21 protein-coding genes and 1 pseudogene are annotated in these 19,724 nt (G+C 64.3%); 10 read left to right on the forward strand and 12 right to left on the reverse strand.

All coding sequences use genetic code 11. The annotated features are described in order from the left end of the window. From AWB81_RS04170 to xseA, 3 genes and pseudogenes are all read right to left on the reverse strand, one after another. Positions 1–226, reverse strand: a pseudogene (locus tag AWB81_RS04170) (IS110 family transposase); the annotation flags it as partial. Between the two features lie 171 nt (positions 227–397). Then, on the reverse strand, positions 398–979 hold the full coding sequence (gene sodB / locus AWB81_RS04175; protein WP_062632644.1) for a superoxide dismutase [Fe]: 582 nt from the start codon (positions 977–979) through the stop codon (positions 398–400). Between the two features lie 211 nt (positions 980–1,190). After that, the gene (xseA, locus tag AWB81_RS04180) at positions 1,191–2,558 is read right to left on the reverse strand and encodes an exodeoxyribonuclease VII large subunit (RefSeq protein WP_062632645.1); all 1,368 of its coding nucleotides are present in this window, start codon (positions 2,556–2,558) and stop codon (positions 1,191–1,193) included. Positions 2,559–3,051: 493 nt separating this feature from the next. Here xseA and lpxK point away from each other — a divergent pair, with 493 nt between their 5' ends. The 5 genes from lpxK (at position 3,052) to AWB81_RS04205 (ending at position 6,943) form a co-directional block, all read left to right on the forward strand. Beyond that, on the forward strand, positions 3,052–4,068 hold the full coding sequence (gene lpxK, locus AWB81_RS04185; protein ID WP_062632646.1) for a tetraacyldisaccharide 4'-kinase: 1,017 nt from the start codon (positions 3,052–3,054) through the stop codon (positions 4,066–4,068). Beyond that, complete coding sequence (locus tag AWB81_RS04190) at positions 4,049–4,252, forward strand: Trm112 family protein (RefSeq protein ID WP_062632647.1); 204 nt, start codon at positions 4,049–4,051, stop codon at positions 4,250–4,252. Before lpxK ends, AWB81_RS04190 begins: the two co-directional genes overlap by 20 nt. A gap of 10 nt (positions 4,253–4,262) precedes the next feature. Next, the gene (gene kdsB / locus AWB81_RS04195) at positions 4,263–5,060 is read left to right on the forward strand and encodes a 3-deoxy-manno-octulosonate cytidylyltransferase (protein ID WP_062632648.1); all 798 of its coding nucleotides are present in this window, start codon (positions 4,263–4,265) and stop codon (positions 5,058–5,060) included. A 298-nt stretch (positions 5,061–5,358) separates the two neighbouring features. Then, a complete protein-coding gene (gene adk / locus AWB81_RS04200) occupies positions 5,359–6,021 on the forward strand; it encodes an adenylate kinase (RefSeq protein ID WP_062632649.1) in 663 nt (220 codons plus the stop codon). A gap of 163 nt (positions 6,022–6,184) precedes the next feature. Beyond that, positions 6,185–6,943 (forward strand): 3-hydroxyacyl-CoA dehydrogenase, encoded by a 759-nt coding sequence (locus AWB81_RS04205; RefSeq protein WP_062632650.1) that lies wholly within the window; start codon positions 6,185–6,187, stop codon positions 6,941–6,943. A 57-nt stretch (positions 6,944–7,000) separates the two neighbouring features. Here the strand turns inward: AWB81_RS04205 and AWB81_RS04210 are convergent, their stop codons facing one another. Together AWB81_RS04210 and murJ are read right to left on the reverse strand one after the other, a co-directional pair. Then, complete coding sequence (locus AWB81_RS04210) at positions 7,001–7,846, reverse strand: SirB1 family protein (RefSeq protein WP_062632651.1); 846 nt, start codon at positions 7,844–7,846, stop codon at positions 7,001–7,003. After that, positions 7,846–9,396, reverse strand: coding sequence for a murein biosynthesis integral membrane protein MurJ (gene murJ / locus AWB81_RS04215; protein ID WP_062632652.1), 1,551 nt, complete (start codon positions 9,394–9,396; stop codon positions 7,846–7,848). Before murJ ends, AWB81_RS04210 begins: the two co-directional genes overlap by 1 nt. A gap of 365 nt (positions 9,397–9,761) precedes the next feature. Between murJ and rpsT the strand changes: the two genes are divergently transcribed. Continuing rightward, positions 9,762–10,040: a 30S ribosomal protein S20 gene (gene rpsT / locus AWB81_RS04220; protein ID WP_062632653.1), complete on the forward strand. Its 279-nt coding sequence runs from the start codon at positions 9,762–9,764 to the stop codon at positions 10,038–10,040. A 165-nt stretch (positions 10,041–10,205) separates the two neighbouring features. Here the strand turns inward: rpsT and AWB81_RS04225 are convergent, their stop codons facing one another. After that, positions 10,206–10,538 (reverse strand): DUF3579 domain-containing protein, encoded by a 333-nt coding sequence (locus tag AWB81_RS04225; protein ID WP_062632654.1) that lies wholly within the window; start codon positions 10,536–10,538, stop codon positions 10,206–10,208. 498 nt (positions 10,539–11,036) lie between these two features. Between AWB81_RS04225 and argF the strand changes: the two genes are divergently transcribed. Continuing rightward, a complete protein-coding gene (gene argF / locus AWB81_RS04230) occupies positions 11,037–11,966 on the forward strand; it encodes an ornithine carbamoyltransferase (protein ID WP_062632825.1) in 930 nt (309 codons plus the stop codon). A gap of 65 nt (positions 11,967–12,031) precedes the next feature. Here the strand turns inward: argF and murB are convergent, their stop codons facing one another. After that, entirely contained in the window at positions 12,032–13,048 is a 1,017-nt protein-coding gene (murB, locus tag AWB81_RS04235) for a UDP-N-acetylmuramate dehydrogenase (RefSeq protein WP_062632655.1), read from the reverse strand. A gap of 128 nt (positions 13,049–13,176) precedes the next feature. On the opposite strand from murB, the gene AWB81_RS04240 reads away from it, so the two are divergent. Next, entirely contained in the window at positions 13,177–13,662 is a 486-nt protein-coding gene (locus tag AWB81_RS04240) for a YajQ family cyclic di-GMP-binding protein (RefSeq protein ID WP_062632827.1), read from the forward strand. A gap of 57 nt (positions 13,663–13,719) precedes the next feature. Here AWB81_RS04240 and plsY read toward each other — a convergent pair whose 3' ends face one another. From plsY to queG, 5 genes are all read right to left on the reverse strand, one after another. After that, positions 13,720–14,343: a glycerol-3-phosphate 1-O-acyltransferase PlsY gene (gene plsY, locus AWB81_RS04245; RefSeq protein ID WP_062632656.1), complete on the reverse strand. Its 624-nt coding sequence runs from the start codon at positions 14,341–14,343 to the stop codon at positions 13,720–13,722. Positions 14,344–14,382: 39 nt separating this feature from the next. Beyond that, a complete protein-coding gene (ybaK, locus tag AWB81_RS04250; protein ID WP_062632829.1) occupies positions 14,383–14,874 on the reverse strand; it encodes a Cys-tRNA(Pro) deacylase in 492 nt (163 codons plus the stop codon). Between the two features lie 108 nt (positions 14,875–14,982). Then, complete coding sequence (gene xerD, locus AWB81_RS04255) at positions 14,983–15,912, reverse strand: site-specific tyrosine recombinase XerD (protein ID WP_062632657.1); 930 nt, start codon at positions 15,910–15,912, stop codon at positions 14,983–14,985. Continuing rightward, positions 15,909–16,379 (reverse strand): methylated-DNA--[protein]-cysteine S-methyltransferase, encoded by a 471-nt coding sequence (locus tag AWB81_RS04260; RefSeq protein ID WP_062632831.1) that lies wholly within the window; start codon positions 16,377–16,379, stop codon positions 15,909–15,911. Before AWB81_RS04260 ends, xerD begins: the two co-directional genes overlap by 4 nt. Positions 16,380–16,386: 7 nt before the next feature. Next, positions 16,387–17,649, reverse strand: a complete 1,263-nt coding sequence (gene queG / locus AWB81_RS04265; RefSeq protein ID WP_062632833.1) for a tRNA epoxyqueuosine(34) reductase QueG — start codon at positions 17,647–17,649, stop codon at positions 16,387–16,389. Between the two features lie 18 nt (positions 17,650–17,667). Here queG and tsaE point away from each other — a divergent pair, with 18 nt between their 5' ends. Then, positions 17,668–18,219 (forward strand): tRNA (adenosine(37)-N6)-threonylcarbamoyltransferase complex ATPase subunit type 1 TsaE, encoded by a 552-nt coding sequence (tsaE, locus tag AWB81_RS04270; RefSeq protein WP_062632658.1) that lies wholly within the window; start codon positions 17,668–17,670, stop codon positions 18,217–18,219. Beyond that, positions 18,201–19,724 (forward strand): N-acetylmuramoyl-L-alanine amidase, encoded by a 1,524-nt coding sequence (locus tag AWB81_RS04275; protein ID WP_062632659.1) that lies wholly within the window; start codon positions 18,201–18,203, stop codon positions 19,722–19,724. The genes tsaE and AWB81_RS04275 overlap by 19 nt, the downstream gene beginning before the upstream one ends.

Here is a 19,724-nt window from a genome sequence, read left to right on the forward strand (position 1 = left end):
AGATGAGCTTGACCTGATGCCCGAAGGCCGTCAGTTTGCGGGCCATGTGATGGGCACCGGCGCAAGCTTCCATGACCACGGTACAGGCGTGAAACGTGGCGAAAAATTCGGTAAGCTGCTTGCGGCTGACCTTCTTGCGAAACACGGCTTTGCCGTGCCGGTCCTGGCCGTGAAGGTGAAACGAATGCTTGCCCAGATCGATTCCAACCAGCGTCACGTCTTGCATGATGGCCTCTCCAGAAAGGAAAACACCCTACAGCGTAACCCGCGTGTAGGGTGGGGGTGACCATCTCATTAGCCCTCACGTCGGAGGGCTTTCAAACAAGCTACTTTCTAAAGTTCGTTGCGGATCATCCCGCTGTATTTCCAAACTTTATTGTCACGGAACAGCGGCGACTCACGCGCCGAAATTCTTCGCAGCAAAGTCCCAGTTCACGATGTTCCAGTAAGCCTCGACGAACTTCGGACGCGCATTGCGATAGTCGATGTAATACGCGTGTTCCCAGACGTCGATCGTCAGGAGCGCCTTCGAGTCGGTGGTGAGCGGCGTGGCGGCGTTGCTCGTCGACACGATGTCGAGCGCGCCGTCCGCCTTCTTCACGAGCCATGCCCAGCCCGAGCCGAACGTCCCGATGGCAACCTTCGCGAATTCTTCCTTGAATTTGTCGTAGGAGCCCCACTTGGCGTTGATCGCGTCGCCAAGTGCGCCCGACGGAGCGCCACCGCCGTTCGGCGAGAGGCTGTTCCAGAAGAACGTGTGATTCCAGATCTGGGCCGAATTGTTGAACACACCGCCCGACGATTTCTTCACGATCTCTTCGAGGGAGAGGTTCTCGAATTCGGTGCCCGGAATCAACTTGTTCAGGTTCGTCACATAGGTCTGGTGGTGCTTGCCATAGTGGTACTCAAGCGTTTCTTCCGACATGTGCGGAGCCAGCGCGTTCTTGTCGAACGGCAGCGGCGGGAGCGTATGTTCCATGGTGCGAGCTTCCTTCTATGTTGATTTGTGGGGACTGTGAGGAGTGAGGCAGTGGAGCAATGGATTGTAGGCGAGTTGGGATAACCCCGCAAACCGCATGCCCTTTATGAGGAGGATCGCTTTCGGGACTCTGCCTGCGGCGTAAATAATGCTCGGCTGCCTCGTTCGGAAGGCGTCAAAACTACATTCGCGGATACAGAAAACGCACCCTTCAGAACTCGTCGGAGAGGCGCGGCTGCACATCGGCGAGAAGGACATCCGCGCTGCCTTCGGCGAGATGCACGGTCAGCGCGCGCTTCGGTTTCAGCGCGCCCGGCGCACGCAATGCGCGGCCCGTCTGCGTATCGATCAGTGCCGCGTATCCGCGTTCCAGTGTGCGCCGCGGACTCAGCACCTGCAAGCGCGCCGACAATTCCGACACGCGCGCCGTCTCCCGCTCGTGACGGCTGCCCTGTGCTGCCCGCAATCGCTGCGCCACCCGCATCAGGTGCTCGCGTTCGGCGCCGGGATCCGGCCGCAGGCGCCGCCATCGCAACTGCGCCATCGCAAAGCGTGCGCGCGCTTCACGCGCCGGACGCGCCGCCGCGGAGACGAGACGCATCGCCAGTTGCCGAAGATGCACGCGCTGACGTTCGAGGCGCTCAGCCGGGCTCACGAGCCGGCGCGCGAGCCAGTCGAGTTGCTGCTCGCGGCGTTCCATCATGCGGCCGAAGCCACGCGCGAGCGCCGCGTGCCGGTGATCGAGATCGCGCAGAAGCAACACGCGCTGTGGACTGACGAGTTCGGCGGCCGCCGTGGGCGTCGGCGCGCGGACGTCGGCGGCGAAATCGGCGATCGTGAAATCCGTCTCGTGCCCGACGCCGCTCACCACCGGCAACGCGCTCGCCGCGATCGCGCGCGCGAGCACTTCCTCGTTGAACGCCCACAGATCCTCGATCGATCCGCCACCCCGGCACACGATCAGCACATCCACTTCGCGCCTCGCGTTCGCCGCCTCGACCATCGCGGCGAGCTTCGCGCCGACGCCCGCGCCCTGCACGGGCGCCGGATAGACGATGACCGGCACGTGCGGCGCTCGGCGACAGAGTGTCGTCAGCACGTCGCGCAGCGCGGCGGCCTGCAGCGACGTGACGATGCCGATCGCCCGCGGATGCGCGGGCAGCGCGCGCTTTCGCCCGGGGGCGAACAGGCCCTCGCTTTCGAGCTGCGCTTTCAGGCGGAGGAAAGCTTCGAAAAGCCGCCCCTGCCCGGTGCGCCTCACCGCTTCGACATTCAACTGCAATTCGCCGCGCGGCTCGTACATCGTGACGAGCGCGCGCACTTCGATCTTGTCGCCCTCGCGCGGCGTAAACTCGGCGTACTGTGCACGGCCCCGAAACATGACGCAGCGCATCTGCGCCTGCGCGTCCTTGATCGAGAAGTACCAGTGACCGCTCGCGGCGCGCGTGAAATTCGACACTTCGCCCGACACCCACACGAGCGGAAACGACCGTTCGAGCAGGTTGCCGATCGCGCGGTTCAGCGCGGAAACGGGGACGACGGCATCGCCGCCTTGCGACGACAGGGGATCGGAATTCATGGCAGCGCGGAGTTCGTAGACCTGCCGGACGATACGCCATTCGGCCAGGGCACGTTAAAAATGGACTCGGAGTGTACCAAGTGTCCACACAGCAGGACTTACCGACCGACGCCTCGAAAGCGCTCTGGAAGCCCGAGCGATGGAAATAAGTCGTTGATTTTAAAAGCGAATATTTGTGGAACCATTCGCATTGCCGGAGCAACTCTTTCTTGACGCGGCTTCAGGCGATTTCGGGCGCAAGTTCTTCACAGAGTTATCCACAGGCTGTGGACCCGGCGCCCGTACGGCTCGACGCGGGGATGCCGGCCATTTTCGCCAGTTTTCGCGACTGGCGCGCGCGGCCCGCCCGCGCTAGAGTGCCGGGTTCGTGCACCGGTCGCTCTCGCGAGCGGTCGAGCAAGTTTCTGGAGACCCATGCCGATGCTGAATCCGTCGCACCCTTTCACACCGGCCGCCACATCGCGCGTCAACGTCCACGGCCGCAAGGCGGTCCATGTCTGATCTCAAGCCGCCGATAGAAACCTTCCTCGCGCGCGAATGGCGCAAGCGCGGCTACGTCGCGTGGGCGCTCACGCCGTTCGCCTGCGTGTTCGGCGCCGTCGCCGCGACGCGCCGCGCGCTCTTCGACCTCGGCTGGATCAAGCGGGTCGACGTCGGCGTGCCGGTCGTGGTCGTCGGCAACGTGACGGTCGGCGGGACCGGCAAGACGCCCACGGTGATCGCGCTCGTCGAGGCGCTGCGCGCCGCCGGCTTCCAGCCGGGCGTCGTGTCGCGCGGCTACGGCGCGAAGATTGAAGCGCCGACGAGCGTCACCGCATCGAGTTCGCCGGACAAGGTCGGCGACGAACCGCTCCTGATCGCGCGCCGCACGCATGCGCCCGTCTACGTGAGCCCGGACCGCGTCGCGGCGGCGGTGTCGCTGCTGAAAGCGAATCCGTCGGTGGACGTGATCGTGAGCGACGACGGCCTGCAGCATTACCGGCTCGCCCGCGCGTTCGAACTCGTCGTGTTCGACGACCGGCTCGGCGGCAACAACTTCCTGCTGCCCGCAGGCCCGCTGCGCGAACCGATGTCGCGACGCCGCGATGCGACGCTCGTCAACAGTCCCTACGAGCGCACGCTGCCGCCGTGGCCGAACACCTTCCCGCTCGACCTCACGCCCGGCGACGCCTGGCTGCTCGACGATCCGTCCATGCGCCGGCCGCTTGCGCAGTTCGCGGGCGAAAAGGTCGTGGCGGCGGCGGGCATCGGCTCGCCCGAGCGCTTCTTCGCGACATTGCGCGCGGCGGGCATCACGCCTGCAACGCGCGCGTTCCCCGATCACTACTCGTATCGCGAGAATCCGTTCGCCGACATCGACGCCGACGCGATCCTGATCACCGAGAAGGATGCAGTAAAATTCGGGGCCTGGCGCGACGCGCGCATCTGGGTCGTCCCAGTGGAAGCCGTGCTGAAGCCCCGCCTCATCGCCCTAGTTGTGGAGAAACTCCGTGGACGCACGCCTGCTTGAAATCCTCGTCTGCCCGATCTGCAAGGGCCCGCTCATTTACGATCGCGCGGCGCAGGAGCTCATCTGCAGCGCGGACAAGCTCGCCTATCCGATCCGCGACGGCATCCCCGTGATGCTCGCCGACGAAGCGCGGCAGACCGTCGAAGGCACGCCCGTCGAGCCGCTCAAGCCCGCCGGCAACTGAGCGGCATCTCATGAACGCTTCCGTCAACTTCGTCGCGGTCATTCCGGCGCGGCTCGCGTCCACGCGCCTGCCGAACAAGCCGCTCGCCGATATCGGCGGCAAGCCGATGGTCGTGCGTGTCGCCGAGCGCGCGCGGCTCTCGGGCGCGCAGCACGTGCTGATCGCGACGGACTCGCCGCGTGTCGTGGACATCGCGAACGAACATGGCATCGACGTGCTGCTCACGCGCGCGGATCACCCGAACGGCACCGACCGGCTCGCCGAAGTCGCGACGCATTTCGGCTGGAGCGACGACACCATCGTCGTCAACGTGCAGGGCGACGAACCGTTGATCGACCCGCAACTCGTGCGCGATGTCGCCGCGCATCTCGCGGCGCATCCTTCGTGCGCGATCGCGACCGCCGCGCATCCGATCCACGATCCCGCCGACGTCTTCAGCCCGAACGTCGTGAAAGTCGTGCTCGATGCGAAGAGCGTCGCGCTCTATTTCTCGCGCGCGCCGATTCCGTGGTCGCGCGACGCGTGGCAATCGCGCTGGCCCGATGTCGGTGCGCTCGCCGCACTGCCCGCCGTGCCGCCGAACGTGCTGCGCCACATCGGCCTCTATGCGTATCGCGCGAAATTCCTGCGCGTCTATCCGACGCTCGCGCAGGCGCCGATCGAAGAAGCCGAAGCGCTCGAACAACTGCGCGCGCTCTGGCACGGCGAGCGTATCGCGGTGCTCGTCACGAGCGACGCGCCGCCGCCGGGTGTCGACACCCCCGCCGATCTTGCGCGCGTGCAGGCGCTTTTCGGCAGCGGAAACTGACGCAGGAAGGCGCATGACGCGCCTTCGGCGCAACTCGTGTAAACCCCCGCTCTCGCCCGAATAACGGGCATCACAGCCGTTTTTAACGGTCGCGATTATGACGAGCCGTGGCATAATCAACCGATTAGCGCGAGCCATCCGGTCAGCGCCACGCTCAACATTGCGCCGCTGTCGACTGGTGCCGCGCCGTCTCTCCGACCGGCTGCGCCCCACGTTTCTGACGCCGCACGAGCGCCGCATCACCGGATGCATTTCAGGCCTCGCGACGCAGGTTTCAATACGATTCGGAGATATCACCATGCGTTTGATCCTGTTGGGCGCACCCGGCGCGGGCAAGGGCACCCAGGCAAACTTCATCAAGGAAAAGTTCGGCATTCCGCAGATCTCGACGGGCGACATGCTGCGCGCCGCGGTCAAGGCGGGCTCGCCGCTCGGCGTCGAGGCGAAGCGCTTCATGGACGCCGGCGAGCTGGTGCCGGACACGCTCATCATCAATCTCGTGAGGGAACGGCTGCAACAGCCGGACTGCGCGAACGGGTACCTGTTCGACGGTTTCCCGCGCACGCTGCCGCAGGCGGAAGCGATGAAGCAGGCGAACGTCGCGATCGACTACGTGCTCGAAATCGACGTCCCGTTCGACGAGATCATCTTGCGCATGAGCGGCCGTCGCGTGCATGCCGCGTCGGGCCGCACGTATCACGTGAAGTTCAATCCGCCGAAGAACGACATGGTCGACGACGTCACCGGGGAACCGCTGATCCAGCGCGACGACGACAAGGAAGAGACCGTGAAAAAGCGGCTCGACGTCTATGTTGCGCAGACCAAGCCGCTCATCCAGTACTACAACGAATGGGCGCAGCACGGCGACACGAGCGGGCTGAAGGCACCGGAATACCGGAAGATCTCGGGTCTCGGCAGCGTCGATGACATCCGGACGCGCGTGTTCGATGCGCTGAAATAAAGGCGTCCGTTTTTCGATTTGCCCAGGCAAACCCGCTCCCAGTGAGCGGGTTTTGTCTTTCTGCGCGTCGCGAAACGAAGCGGCGCACACGAGCGGCTACAATCGTCCGGCCCAGCGATATGCGTGCAACGCACCAAGAGACACTCAAGCAAAGGAGCGAGACATGGAGATTCAAGGCAACGTCTTTCTGATCACCGGTGGCGCGTCGGGACTCGGCGCCGCGACCGCGCGCCTCGTCACCGAACACGGCGGCAAGGTCGTGCTTGCCGACATGAACGAAGCGGCGGGCGTTGCGCTCGCGAAGGAACTCGGCGGCGTCTTCGTGAAGTGCGACGTCAGTCAGGAAGCGGACGGGAAGCAGGCCGTCGATGCCGCCACGCAACTCGGCAGCCTGCGCGGCCTCGTGAACTGCGCGGGCGTCGCGCCGGCATCGAAGACGGTCGGGAAGGACGGCCCCCACCCGCTCGACCTGTTCTCGAAGACGATCGCCATCAACCTGATCGGCACGTTCAACATGATCCGGCTCGCGGCAGCCGCCATGTCGAAGAACGAGCCGAATGCCGCCGGCGAACGCGGTGTGATCGTCAGCACGGCGTCGGTTGCGGCTTTCGACGGACAAATCGGCCAGGCGGCGTATGCGGCATCGAAGAGCGGCGTCGCGGGCATGACGCTGCCGATCGCGCGCGACCTCTCGCGCAGCGCGATCCGCGTGATGACGATCGCGCCGGGCATCTTCGAGACGCCGATGCTGCTCGGCATGCCGCAGGACGTGCAGGACGCGCTCGGCGCGATGGTGCCGTTCCCGCCGCGGCTCGGCCGGCCCGCGGAATTCGCGATGCTCGTCAAGCAGATCTTCGACAACCCGATGCTCAACGGCGAAGTGATCCGGCTCGACGGCGCAATTCGCATGCAACCGAAATGAAATAAAAAACGGCGGCCTTTGCGGGCCGCCGTCTTCGTTCTGGCTGCAACGAGCGCTTCAGTCGCCGTCGTGCTGGGTGCGTTGCCTGAGTTCGTGCAATTCCGTTTCCACGACCGTCGCGTCTTCCGCTTCCGGCCGGTCTTCGAGATAGCGCTGCAGGTCTTCCAGCGCCGGGCGCAGGTAATCGAGCCGCGCGTAGGCGAAACCGCGATCGCGCACTTCTTCGATGCTCTCCGGCAGCAGGATCACGAGCCGCTGCTGAACCGCGAGCAGCCGCTGCCAGCGTTCCGTCTGCAGGTAGACGCTCTTCAGGTTGCGCAGCATCCGCGCGACGATCTCGCGGCGCGTCGCGGGCTGCAGCAGGACGCGCAGCGCGCTCCCGAGCGATTCGCCGACGCGCTGCACATACGGCTCCAGCATCTCCACCATCTGCGATTCCGACAGATAGTGGCCGGTGGTCGGATCGAGCATCACGTCGCCGTCGGGCGCGGTCACGCGCAGCAGGAAGTGTCCTGGAAACGACACGCCGCGCACCGGAATGCCGAGCTGCTCGGCCATTTCCAGATAGATCACCGCGAGCGAAATCGGAATGCCGCGCCGGCGCTTGAGCACGACGTTCAGATGGCTGTTGTCAGGATCGTAGTAATCGTTGAGATTGCTCGTGAAGCCGAGTTCGCGGAAGAAATAGCGATTCAGCACGCCGACTTTCTGCTTGATGTCGGCATTGTCGGGCATGCGGCGGCGCACCCGCAAAACGAGTTCGTCGACTTCGGCCAGCACGCCCTGCAAGTCGAGATCGGGATAGGCGTCCTGCGCCAGCGACAAGGCCGACTCCGTGAGCGGCAGCGTTTCGTCTTCCGCCACGAGCGAGCCGAAATAGTCGAGGATGCGCGTTGTCGTCATCAGAGCGTTCGCCTTCGGAAATACGCGTATTTAAAGCCCATCGCGGAGAGCATACCGAAATATAGCGCGGCGAAGATAACCAGGCTTGCTCCGAGCAGCACAATTCGTGCGAGCGGCGTCGCGCGCATGCCGATCCAGTCGAAGTTCGCCGATACCCAGTGCATCACGCCCGCGAGCACTAGACACGCGCCGGTCAACTGCACGAAAAAGCGCGTCCAGCCCGCCGACGGCTGGTAGATCCCGCGCCTGCGCAAGCCGAAAAACAGCAAGAGCGCGTTGGCGAGCGCGCCGAGGCCGATCGAGAGCGTCAGGCCCGCGTGCGAAAAAATCGGCACGAAAATGTAATTGCTGACCTGCGTCATTACCAGCACACCAATCGCGATTTTCACGGGCGTCTTGATGTCCTGTATCGCGTAGAAGCCGGGCGCGAGAATCTTGATCAGGATGAGTCCGATCAGGCCGATCCCGTACGCCGACAACGCCCGGCCGACCATCAGGACGGAATGCGCGTCGAACTTGCCGTAGTGGAAGAGCGTCGCGGTGAGCGGCTCGGCGAAGAAGAACAGCGCGACGGCGCTCGGCGCGGCGAGCAGGAACGTGATCCGCAGGCCCCAGTCCAGAAGCGCGGAATATTCGACCGGATCAGCATCGACGTGCGCTTTTGAAAGACTCGGCAGGAGGATCGTGCCGAGCGCGGCGCCGAGAAGCGCGGTCGGGAATTCCATCAGGCGGTCGGCGTAGTTGATCCACGAGACGGCGCCCTGCCCGATCTGCGACGCGATGTTCGTATTGATGATGAGGCTCAACTGGCCGACGGAGACCGCGAACGTCGCCGGGACCATCTTGAGGAGCACGCGCTTGACGCCGGGATGCCGCAGTGCGCGGAAGAAGTTGAGCCCGATGCGCGGGATCATGTCGATCTTCCTGAGTCCCGGCAGTTGCACGAGAAACTGCAGAATCCCGCCGACGATCACCGCGTACGCGAGGGCGAACACCGGCACTTTCAGGTGCGGCGCGACGAACACGGCCGCGCCAATGAACGCGACGTTCAACAGCACCGGCGCGAACGCGGGCAGGGAAAACTGCTTGTACGTGTTGAGCACGCCGGAAGCGAGCGTCGTCAGCGAGATGAAGATGATGTAGGGGAACATGATCCGCGTCATCGACACCGCCAGCACGTACGCCTGGCCGTCGTGTTTCAGCCCCGACGCCACCGCGAACACCACCCACGACGCGCCCGCCACGCCCGCGATCGAAAGCACGGCGAGGCCCCAGGCGAGAACGGTGGACATCGCATCGACGAGCGCCTTGGTCGGGTCGTGGCCTTCGGTGTTCTTGAACTCGGCGAGGATCGGCACGAACGCCTGTGCGAACGCACCTTCCGCGGACAGACGCCGCAGCAGGTTCGGGATCCGGAAGGCGACGTAAAAGGCGTCGGTAAACTGGCTGGCGCCGAAGGCTCGGGCGATCAGCGTTTCGCGGACCAGGCCGGTCACGCGCGACAGCAGCGTGAAGCCGCTGACCGTCAGGAGGGCTCGGAATAGATTCATGGGGCGCTTATTATACGGGCGGCGCGGGCCGGTCTCAGATCGGCTGCGCACAAAGACGCGGACGGAACCGCCAGTCGACCCGGCGCGGCTTCGGCAACCCGGGAGGCACGCGGCCCGAATCCCCGCTTGTCACATCTTGTGGTTGCTTGCTATAATCTTCGGTTTCGAAGCTCCGCAAAGGCAGCTTCACGTGTTTTTTCCACGATTTTTGCGCTCTCGGGCAATCGTTCCCGGGAGTTCCGATCAAAGCAGCGCGTAGGAAACCACACTCGCACCCTCGTCTGGTCTGCGGCCAGAGCAATAGCGAGAGAGGGCAGAACACTCGCTGGCATAAGTGAACAGCTGGAACAGGATAAGGAACCGTCATGGCAAATACCGCACAAGCTCGCAAGCGCGCCCGTCAGGCCGCCAAAGCAAACTCGCACAACTCGGCACTGCGCTCGAAGTTCCGCACCGCCATCAAGGCAGTTCGCAAGGCGATCGACGCCGGCGACCAGGCCAAGGCTGCTGAAATCTTCAAGTCGTCGTCGAAGACGATCGACATCATCGCCGACAAGAAAATCGTTCACAAGAACAAGGCCGCTCGCCATAAGAGCCGCCTGGCTGCAGCCATCAAGGGTCTGCAGGCTCCCGCAGCCCAGTAATTCCGGCTCGCTGCCGGCCAGATCCGTCGCCGGGCGCGCATCTTCTGCGCACTTCCCGGTGTTTGCGTGATCCAGCCGGCCGCTGCTTCCTGTTTCCGCTGCCGCAGCATCGAAAAAGCCCGCTTTCGCGGGCTTTTTTGTCTTCCGGCGGCGCGCCTCGATGGCTCATCTCTGATTCACCTGCGTACCGTGATGCGGCGGCAGTTCGCACGCCTCGGTGACCACCAGGTCGTTGTCCTTCGCGAAGTTCATCACGAAATCGAACGCCATCGGCTCAACGTCGCGCAGCCGCGAGTCCACGATCACCGTCTTCACGTTGCCGAGCATTGTCGGCCGCACGTATATCGAATATTGCAGGCGCGCATTCGGCCCCCTCGCCCCCGGCCCGAACGCAGACATCACGCCGCAAAGACGCTCCGACCAGTCGCTCGGGCGAAAAGTCTTTCCGCTCTTGGTAACGCCTTGAATGAAGTATTCGGTTGGGGTTGCTTCGGCCATGTAGGAATACCTGTTTGACGGCCGGCTGGCACGCCGGCGAACGCGCACGCATGATGCACAAACCGCGTCGGCGGGCGCTGCCGATGCGGTTTCATCATCGGATACGGCCTTTCGTGGTTCTGTCGGTTCCGGGCTCGTGGTCTGTCGGCCGGACTCGCTTCAGACATCCGGCGCAACGCTGCATCTGAAAGCGTGCGCGTCATGCGCATTGGATCGCGCGTTTCCGGCGAGTCGAACCTGCGCCGCGAGCACGCGTTGAAAGCTGCGAAATGTCACTGATGTGTTGAAAAAACCAGCGCAATTATACAGCAGCGGCCCTCTTTCCGCAGTGCACACAAAAGCCCGGATGCCCTGCTCTGCGCCTTGCGGCGCGGTTCTGCGCGTTTTGGCCAACTCGTCAAACAACGTGAAATCCTTTATGCTCAAATGTGATACCACCAACGACGGCGGCGCCGTCCGGCTCATTCCGGGCCGGGTCGAAGCCGCCGTATGCGTTTCATGACCTCCAAAAAAATTCGCCACTATCTGCAGTTCAAGGACTTCTCGCTCGACGATTACGACTACGTCCTCGAACGCGCGCGCATCCTGAAGCGCAAGTTCAAGAGCTACGAGACCTATCATCCGCTGCACGACCGCACGCTTGCGATGATCTTCGAAAAGAATTCGACGCGCACGCGTCTTTCGTTCGAAGCCGGCATCTTCCAGCTCGGCGGCCACGCGGTGTTTCTCAGCACGCGCGACACGCAGCTCGGTCGCGGAGAGCCGATCGAGGACGCGGCGCAGGTCGTCTCGCGGATGGTCGACATCATCATGATCCGCACGTTCGGCCAGGAGATCATCCAGCGTTTCGCCGAGAATTCGCGCGTGCCGGTGATCAACGGTCTGACGAACGAATATCACCCCTGCCAGGTGCTTGCCGACATCTTCACGTACTACGAGCATCGCGGCCCGATCCACGGCAAGACGGTCGCGTGGGTCGGCGACGCCAACAACATGCTCTACACGTGGATCGAGGCGGCGCAGATCCTCGGTTTCAAGCTGCGGCTCTCGACGCCGCCGGGCTACAAGCTCGACCGTGCGCTCGTCTCCGACGAAAGCGCGCCGTTCTACGAGGAATTCGACGATCCGAACGACGCCTGCACCGGCGCGGATCTCGTCACGACGGACGTGTGGACCAGCATGGGCTTCGAGGCCGAGAACGAGGCGCGCAAGAAGGCGTTCGCGGACTGGTGCGTCGATGCCGAAATGATGGCGCGCGCCAATCCGGACGCGCTTTTCATGCACTGCCTGCCCGCGCATCGCGGCGAGGAAGTGAGCGCGGAGGTGATCGACGGTCCGCAGAGCGTCGTCTGGGACGAGGCGGAAAACCGTCTGCATGTGCAAAAGGCGCTGATGGAGTACCTGCTGCTCGGCAAGCTCAATCACTGAAAAACGCCCGCTTCAACGTAAAAACCCGCCGGCAACGGCGGGTTTTTACGTTCTGACGCGGCGCTTCAGAGACAAACCGGTTCGGCTTCCAGTTCGACATCGAAGCGCGCGAGAACATCTCGCTTGATCGCGTCCGCGAGTTCGAGCACTTGCGCCCCCGTCGCGCCGCCGCGGTTCACGAGCACGAGCGCCTGCCGGTCGTGCACCGCAGCGCCGCCGATCGAGCGCCCTTTCCAGCCGCAGCGGTCGATCAGCCAGCCGGCCGCGAGTTTCGCCGAGCCGTCCGGCTGCCGGTACGAAACCACGTCGGGCTCGCGCGCGCGGAGCGCTTCGAACGCTTCGGCGCTCACCACCGGATTCTTGAAGAAACTGCCTGCGTTGCCGAGCACTGTCCAGTCGGGCAGTTTCGCCCGCCGCACGGCGACGACAGCATCGAAGATTGCCTGCGCATCGCGCTTGCCCGAGCCTTCGAGCACACGCGCGACGTCCGCGTAATCCGCACGAGGCGTCCACGCTTTCGGCAGCCGGAACACGACCGACGTGATCAGAAATCGCCCGCGCCCGGCCCGCTTGAAAAAGCTGTCTCGATAGCCGAATGCGCACGCTTCGCGGTCAAATTCGCGCGCCTCGCCTGTTGCGAGTTCGATCGCTCGCAGACGCTCGAAGCGCTCGCCCATTTCGAGCCCATACGCGCCGATGTTCTGGATCGGCGCCGCGCCGACCGTGCCCGGAATCAGCGCGAGATTTTCGAGCCCCGGCATGCCTTGGGCGAGCGTCCACGCGACGAAGTCGTGCCAGTTCTCGCCCGCGCCGGCTTCGACGAGGTAGGCGTCGGCGGCCTCGAAAATCACGCGCTTGCCCGGAATGCCGACCAGCAAGGCGACGCCGTCGAAATCGCGCGTCAGCACGACGTTGCTGCCGCCGCCGAGCACGAGGCGCGGCAGGCTCGCGATACGGTCATCGCGCGCGAGCGCCGCGACCTGCGCTTCGGTGTCGAGCTTCATCGCATAACGTGCACGGACATCGAAACCGAACGTGTTGTGCGCGCGAAGCGAATAGTCGGCGATGAGAGACGGGAGCATGGAAAAACCGCGTGGGGAAAGACGCGTCCTTGGGCAAAGCAGGACGGCATCGTAAAATGATGTCGGTCCGTGATTATAGCGAGTGCACGCGTGCAAGCCGCGCCTCGCCTCAACGAAGGGGAATGCAGATGCCATCGTTTGACGTAGTCAGCGAAGCAAACATGATCGAGGTGAAGAACGCGATCGAGCAGTCGAACAAGGAGATTTCGACGCGCTTCGACTTCAAGGGTTCCGACGCGCGCGTCGAGCAGAAGGAGCGCGAACTGACGCTCTACGCCGACGACGACTTCAAGCTCGGCCAGGTGAAGGACGTGCTGCTCTCGAAGATGGCCAAGCGCAACGTCGACGTGCGTTTTCTCGACTACAAGAAAATCGAGAAGATCGGCGGAGACAAGGTCAAACAGGTCGTCGAGATCAAGAAAGGCGTGACGGGCGACCTCGCGAAGAAGATCGTCAGGCTCGTGAAGGACAGCAAGATCAAGGTGCAGGCGAGCATTCAGGGCGATGCGGTGCGCGTCTCCGGCACGAAACGCGACGACCTGCAAAGCACGATCGCGATGCTGAAAAAGGACGTGACGGACACGCCGCTCGACTTCAACAATTTCCGCGACTGACGCCTCTGACGCCTGAGCCGCGCACGAAGAAGCCGCCTGCGGGCGGCTTTGTCGTTCTCATTCCGCCGCCTGCGCGGCCCGCTTCTTGTCGCCGATGCGGCTTTCCTGCCCGTTGAGCAGCTTCGAGATATTGCCGCGATGGCGCCAGATCAGGAGCGCGCTCATCGCGACGACCGCGAGCGAAATGCGGCTCGGCCCGAACAGGAATACCTGAAAGAACGGTGCGAAAACGGCCGCGACGAGCGCCGCGAGCGACGAATAGCGGAAGAAGAACGCGATGATGAGCCACGTCAGCAAGGTGGCGAGCCCGAGCGCGGGATGGATCGCGAGCAGGACGCCCGCCGCAGTGGCCACGCCCTTGCCGCCCTGGAACCTGAAGAAGACCGGGTACAGGTGGCCGAGAAACACCGCGATTGCCGCGAGTGCGATGGCGGTTGAATCGAGACCGAAGCGCGCACCGAAATGCACGACGAGCCACACCGGCAGCCAGCCCTTGAAGGCATCGCCGACGAGCGTCAGGATGGCCGCGAGCTTGTTGCCGGTGCGCAGCACGTTGGTCGCGCCGGGGTTGCCGGAGCCATATGAGCGCGGATCCGCGAGGCCCATCGCGCGGCTCACGACGACGGCGAACGAAATCGAGCCGATCAGGTAAGCCGCGACCGCGACGATCAGATTGTTCATGGGTTCAGCTCATTCAACATGGCGGGAGTGGCGCGCATTTTAATCGACGCTCGCGCACTGCACGGGTTTCGCGTGCAGCAGCTCGGTCAGGACCGATGGCCTGATGCTCAAGAGATAGCCGCGCCGCCCGCCGTTCAGGTAGATCGTGTCGAGGTCGAGGATGCTCGATTCGACGTACACCGGCATCGCCTTTTTCGTGCCGAACGGCGACGTGCCGCCGACCAGAAACCCGCTGTGCCGGTTCGCGACTTCCGGTTTGCACGGCTCGATGCGTTTCGCGCCTGTCTGCCGCGCCAGATTCTTCGTCGAGACGGTGCGGTCGCCGTGCATCAGCACGATGAGCGGCTTCGCGTGCTCGTCTTCCATCACGAGCGTCTTTACCACGCGATGTTCGTCGACGCCGAGCTGGCGCGCCGATTCCTCGGTGCCGCCATGCTCGACATATTCATACGGATGTTCGCCGAATTCGACCTTGTTGCGGCGCAGGAACTGCGTCGCCGGCGTTTCGGACACGTGTTTCGCTTTGGACATGTGCGCATTGTAGCGGCGCGCGCATGGGACCGTTGAGCGCTCACCATCGGCCGAACGGTCTATTGCGTGCGTCGCCGCGAGCATGGCACGATCGTTCGCAAGCGTCCCTCAACCGCGCGGATGATGCTGCTGATGAAGCGTCTTCAGCCGCTCGCGCGCGACGTGCGTATAGATTTGAGTCGTGGAGATATCCGAGTGGCCGAGCAGCAGTTGCACGACGCGCAGGTCCGCGCCGTGATTGAGCAGATGCGTCGCGAACGCGTGCCGCAGCGTGTGCGGCGAGAGCGGCGCGTTCACGCCGCCCGTCAGCGCATGGCGCTTGATGATGTTCCAGAACTGCTGGCGCGTCATGCCCTCGCCGCGCGCGGTGACGAAGAGCGCGTCGGCGGCCCGCGCGCCGAGCAGCGCCGGGCGCGACTCGCGCAGATAGCGCTCGATCCAGCCGTGCGCCGTTTCGCCGAACGGCACGAGCCGCTCCTTTGAGCCCTTGCCCATCACGCGCAGCACGCCGTCGTTCAGGCTGATCTCGACCGTCTTCAACGTAACGAGTTCGGTCACGCGCAGGCCGCTCGCGTACATCAGTTCGAGCATCGTGCGGTCGCGCAGACCGAGCGCAGTCTCGATGTCGGGCGCGTGCAGCAGCGCTTCGACTTGCGATTCGTTGAGCGTCTTCGGAAAGCGCGGCGGCTGCTTCGCGGAGCGCAGCTTGATCGTCGGGTCGGCTACGGTGCGGTGTTCGCGCAGCGCCCAGCCGTAATAGCGGCGAAACACGGAAAGCCGCCGGTTCGCGGAAGTCGCCTTGTCGCCGCGGCGCACGGCCATGTAGCGGTTCAGGTCGGCTTCGGTGGCGGTGTCGATCGAGCCGCCGCGCGTTTTCGCGAGCCAGTCGCAGAAAAGCGTGAGGTCGCGCCGGTACGCTTCGAGCGTATTCTTCGCGAGGCCGTGCTCGAGCCAGAGCGCGTCGCAGAAGAGATCGATCGATGCGTTGCTCGCGGCGAATTCCGGAGTCTGCGTGGCTTCGGTGAGTTCGGTGCTCATGCGATCTTTACGCCTTCGTGCGCCAGCAGCCAGCGCTTGATGTCGGTGAAAAAATTCTGGCCCGCGTGGTGCGCGAAACCGCCGAGCCCGTTCGATCCCACCACGCGATGGCACGGCACCACGATCGGCAGCGGATTCGACCCGCACGCCTGCCCGACCGCGCGCGGCACGCTGCCGATCGATTGCGCGAGCTGGCCGTAGGTCCACACTTCGCCGGGCGGAATGCTGCTGATCGCCTGCCACACGCGCCGCTGGAACGCGGTCCCGCGCGACGCGAGCGGAAGATCGAAACGCATTGAGGCCTCTTCGAAATAACGGTGAATCTGCTCGGCGGCCTCGCGTGCGAGCGGTGTGTCCGGCGCAAAACTGGCGGTCGACGCCGGCAGGTAGACGATCTCGCGCACGAGCGAAGCGTCGGTCCGGATGCCGATCTTGCCGAACGGCGCATCGATTATCGCGTTGAACATCATCGCTTCACTCCTCGGGCGCCGCACCGCGCAACGCCCACTCGACATGTTCGCGCACGAGCGCCGACGAATCGTCCGCGCGCGAACGCAACGCTTCGACGATTTCGCCGCGCTGCGCGGGTTCCAGCTTCGTCCGCAACGCGTTGCCCATCGCCACCGCGATATTGCGCGACCACCGCTCATAACCAATGCGCCGGATCGCGCTGCCCTGCATCCTGACATCGAAATCGGCGGCGCTCCAGCGGAACAGATCTACGAGCGACGCCTCGTCGAGACCGTGCCGCACGTCGAAATCGGCGACCGGCGCGGCCTGCGCGAACTTGTTCCACGGACACACGAGCTGGCAGTCGTCGCAGCCGTACACGCGGTTGCCGATCAGCGGCCGCAGGTCCTCGGGGATGCTGCCCGCAAGTTCGATCGTGAGGTAGGAAATGCAACGCCGCGCATCCACGCGATACGGCGCGACGATCGCGCCCGTCGGGCACGCCGCGATGCATCGGGTGCACTGGCCGCAGTGGGCGCCTTCGTGCTCCGGCGCGCTCGACGGATGCGTCTCGGCGTCCGTCGGCAAAGGAATGTCGACGTAGATCTCGCCGAGAAAGAAGAGCGATCCGGCGTCGCGCTGGAGCAGCAGCGTATGCTTGCCGCGCCAGCCGACGCCCGCCTTCTGCGCCAGTTCGACTTCGAGCACCGGCGCCGAATCGGTGAACGCGCGATAGCCGAAACGACCGATTTCGCCTTCGATGCGCTCCGCCAGCTGCTGCAGGCGGTTGCGCATCACCTTGTGATAATCGCGTCCGCGAGCGTAGATCGACACCACCGCCGCGGCCGGATCGGCGAGCCGCGACCACTCGACCGCGCGCCAGTCGTTGCGTTGACCGGCGGACTTCGAAGCGGCTGTCACGACGCTTTCGTCGCCCTTCTGGCCAAGCGTCGAAGCCGGCAAATAAGCGATGCGGGCAGTGATGACGCGTCGCGTGCCGGCCACAAGCTCGGCCGGCCGTGCGCGTTTCATGCCATGTTTCGCCATATAATCCATTTCGCCGTGATAGCCTGCTTCGAGCCATGAGGCCAGGCCTTTCTCGGCATCCGTCAGGTCGGCATCGCTGATGCCGACGGCACCGAACCCCAGCTCGCGCCCCCACGTCCTGATGCGTTGCGCGAGTCCTGCCAGCGCGGCTTCATCGTGGATATCGAAGGCGCGCACGTCGTCGGCGGCGTTCCCGGACGCGGCCGCGACTTCAATGGAGTGTTCCGGCAATCGGTTCATCACGACATTTTACGAGCAATGCCCGCAGCCCAAGCACGATCGACGCATCCTCTTCCCCCAGCGCTATTCGAACGCCGCTTCGAACTGCCGGACGAAGACGCGACGCTCGCCTTCGGCACGCGCTTCGCGCAGGCGCTCGACGCTGTGCGCCACGCTTCAGATTCGAATAACGAACGTTTCACCGGCCTGCAGGTCCAGTTGACTGGCGACCTCGGCGCGGGGAAGACCACGCTCGTGCGCGCGACGTTGCGCGCACTCGGCCATCATGGGCGCGTGCGCAGCCCGACCTACACGCTCGTCGAGCCTTATTCGCTCGAGACGAAGGCGGGTCCGCTCGATGTCTATCACTTCGATCTCTACCGCTTCGCCGATCCCGCCGAGTGGGCCGATGCCGGCTTTCGCGAGTATTTCGACCGCGGCGCGGTCTGTCTTGTCGAATGGCCGCAGCAGGCGGGCGGCCTGCTCGGCGTGCCGGATCTCGAATTCGCGCTGGACATCGAGGGAGAAGGCCGCGTTCTGATTGCGCGGGCGTTTAGCGAAACAGGAAAGACATGTCTCGAAAGATGTTGATCAAGCCGTTCCATTCGATCGAATCGACGGCCACCGCCTCGCACAACTGGAGACGCCGCCAGGTGCTGCGCGCGGGCGTCTCGACGATCGCCCTTGCGCTCGTCGCCCCGCGTCTCGCGCATGCGAGTTCCGTACTCGGCGTGCGCGTGTGGCCGGCGCGCGATTACACGCGCGTCACCATCGAATCCGACCAGCCGCTCGCGAACAGCCAGCAACTGCTGCAGGGACCGGACCGGCTCGTCGTCGACCTGAACGGCCTCGATCTCGACCAGGAGCTGAAGGACCTCGTCTCCAAGATCACGCCGAACGATCCGCAGATCCAGGCTGTGCGCATCGGGCAATATCAGCCGCACGTCGTGCGCATGGTGTTCGACCTGAAGGGATCGGTGAAGCCGCAGGTTTTCACGTTGACGCCGATTGGCAGCTACAAGTATCGGCTCGTGTTCGACCTGTATCCAGCCGTCGCGCCCGATCCGCTGATGGAACTGCTCGCGCAGTCCGAGCACAAGCAGGAGGCATTCGACAAGTCGAACCCGAATCCTGCACCGCCGCCCGCCACGTTGAGCGGCCCGGCGCAGCCCCAGCGGTCGCCCGCGCCCGACAACCCCGACGATTTCTTCCAGAAGTACGCGGACAACACCGACCTGCCGCGCGCGCCCGTCCCGCTCGTGCCGGCACCGAAGCCGTCAGTGAAGCCGGCCGTGCCGCTCGCGCCACCCGTCGCAAGGAAGAACGACAGCGACGACGATACCTACGCCTTTTCCACGCCCAAGCAGAGCGGCAAATCCGCGACGACGCGCCTCTTGACCGTCGCGATCGATCCGGGGCATGGCGGCGAGGACCCGGGCGCGATCGGCGGCGGCGGGACCTATGAGAAGCACATCGCGCTCGACATCGCGAAAAAGCTGCGCGCGAAAATCGACGCCCAGCCGAACATGCGCGCGATGATGACGCGCGACGCCGATTTCTTCGTGCCGCTCAATGTGCGCGTGCAGAAGGCGCGGCGAGTCGACGCGGACCTGTTCGTGTCGATTCACGCCGATGCGTTTACCTCTCCGGACGCGCGGGGTTCGTCGGTGTTCGCACTGTCGGACCACGGCGCGTCGAGCGCTGCCGCGCGGTGGCTCGCGAACAAGGAGAACGAGTCGGATTCGGTCGGCGGGATCAACGTGCGCTCGCAGGATGTGAGCGTCAACCGCGCGCTGTTCGACATGTCGACGACAGCGCAGATTCGCGATTCGATGCGCTATGGCAATTTCGTGCTGAACGAGATTGGCGGCATCAACAAGCTGCACAAGGGTTCGGTGGAGCAGGCGGGATTCGCGGTACTGAAAGCGCCGGACATTCCTTCGATTCTTGTCGAGACCGCCTTCATCAGCAACCCGGACGAGGAAGCGCGGCTCAATGACGATGCCTATCGCGAGAAGATGGCCAACGCGATTCTCAAAGGGATCAAGCGGTATTTTGCGGCGAATCCGCCGTTGGCCAAGAGTCGCATGACCTGA

Origin of the sequence: Caballeronia arationis (assembly GCF_001544975.2) — a bacterium.
GTDB classification, from domain to species: Bacteria; Pseudomonadota; Gammaproteobacteria; order Burkholderiales; family Burkholderiaceae; genus Caballeronia; species Caballeronia arationis.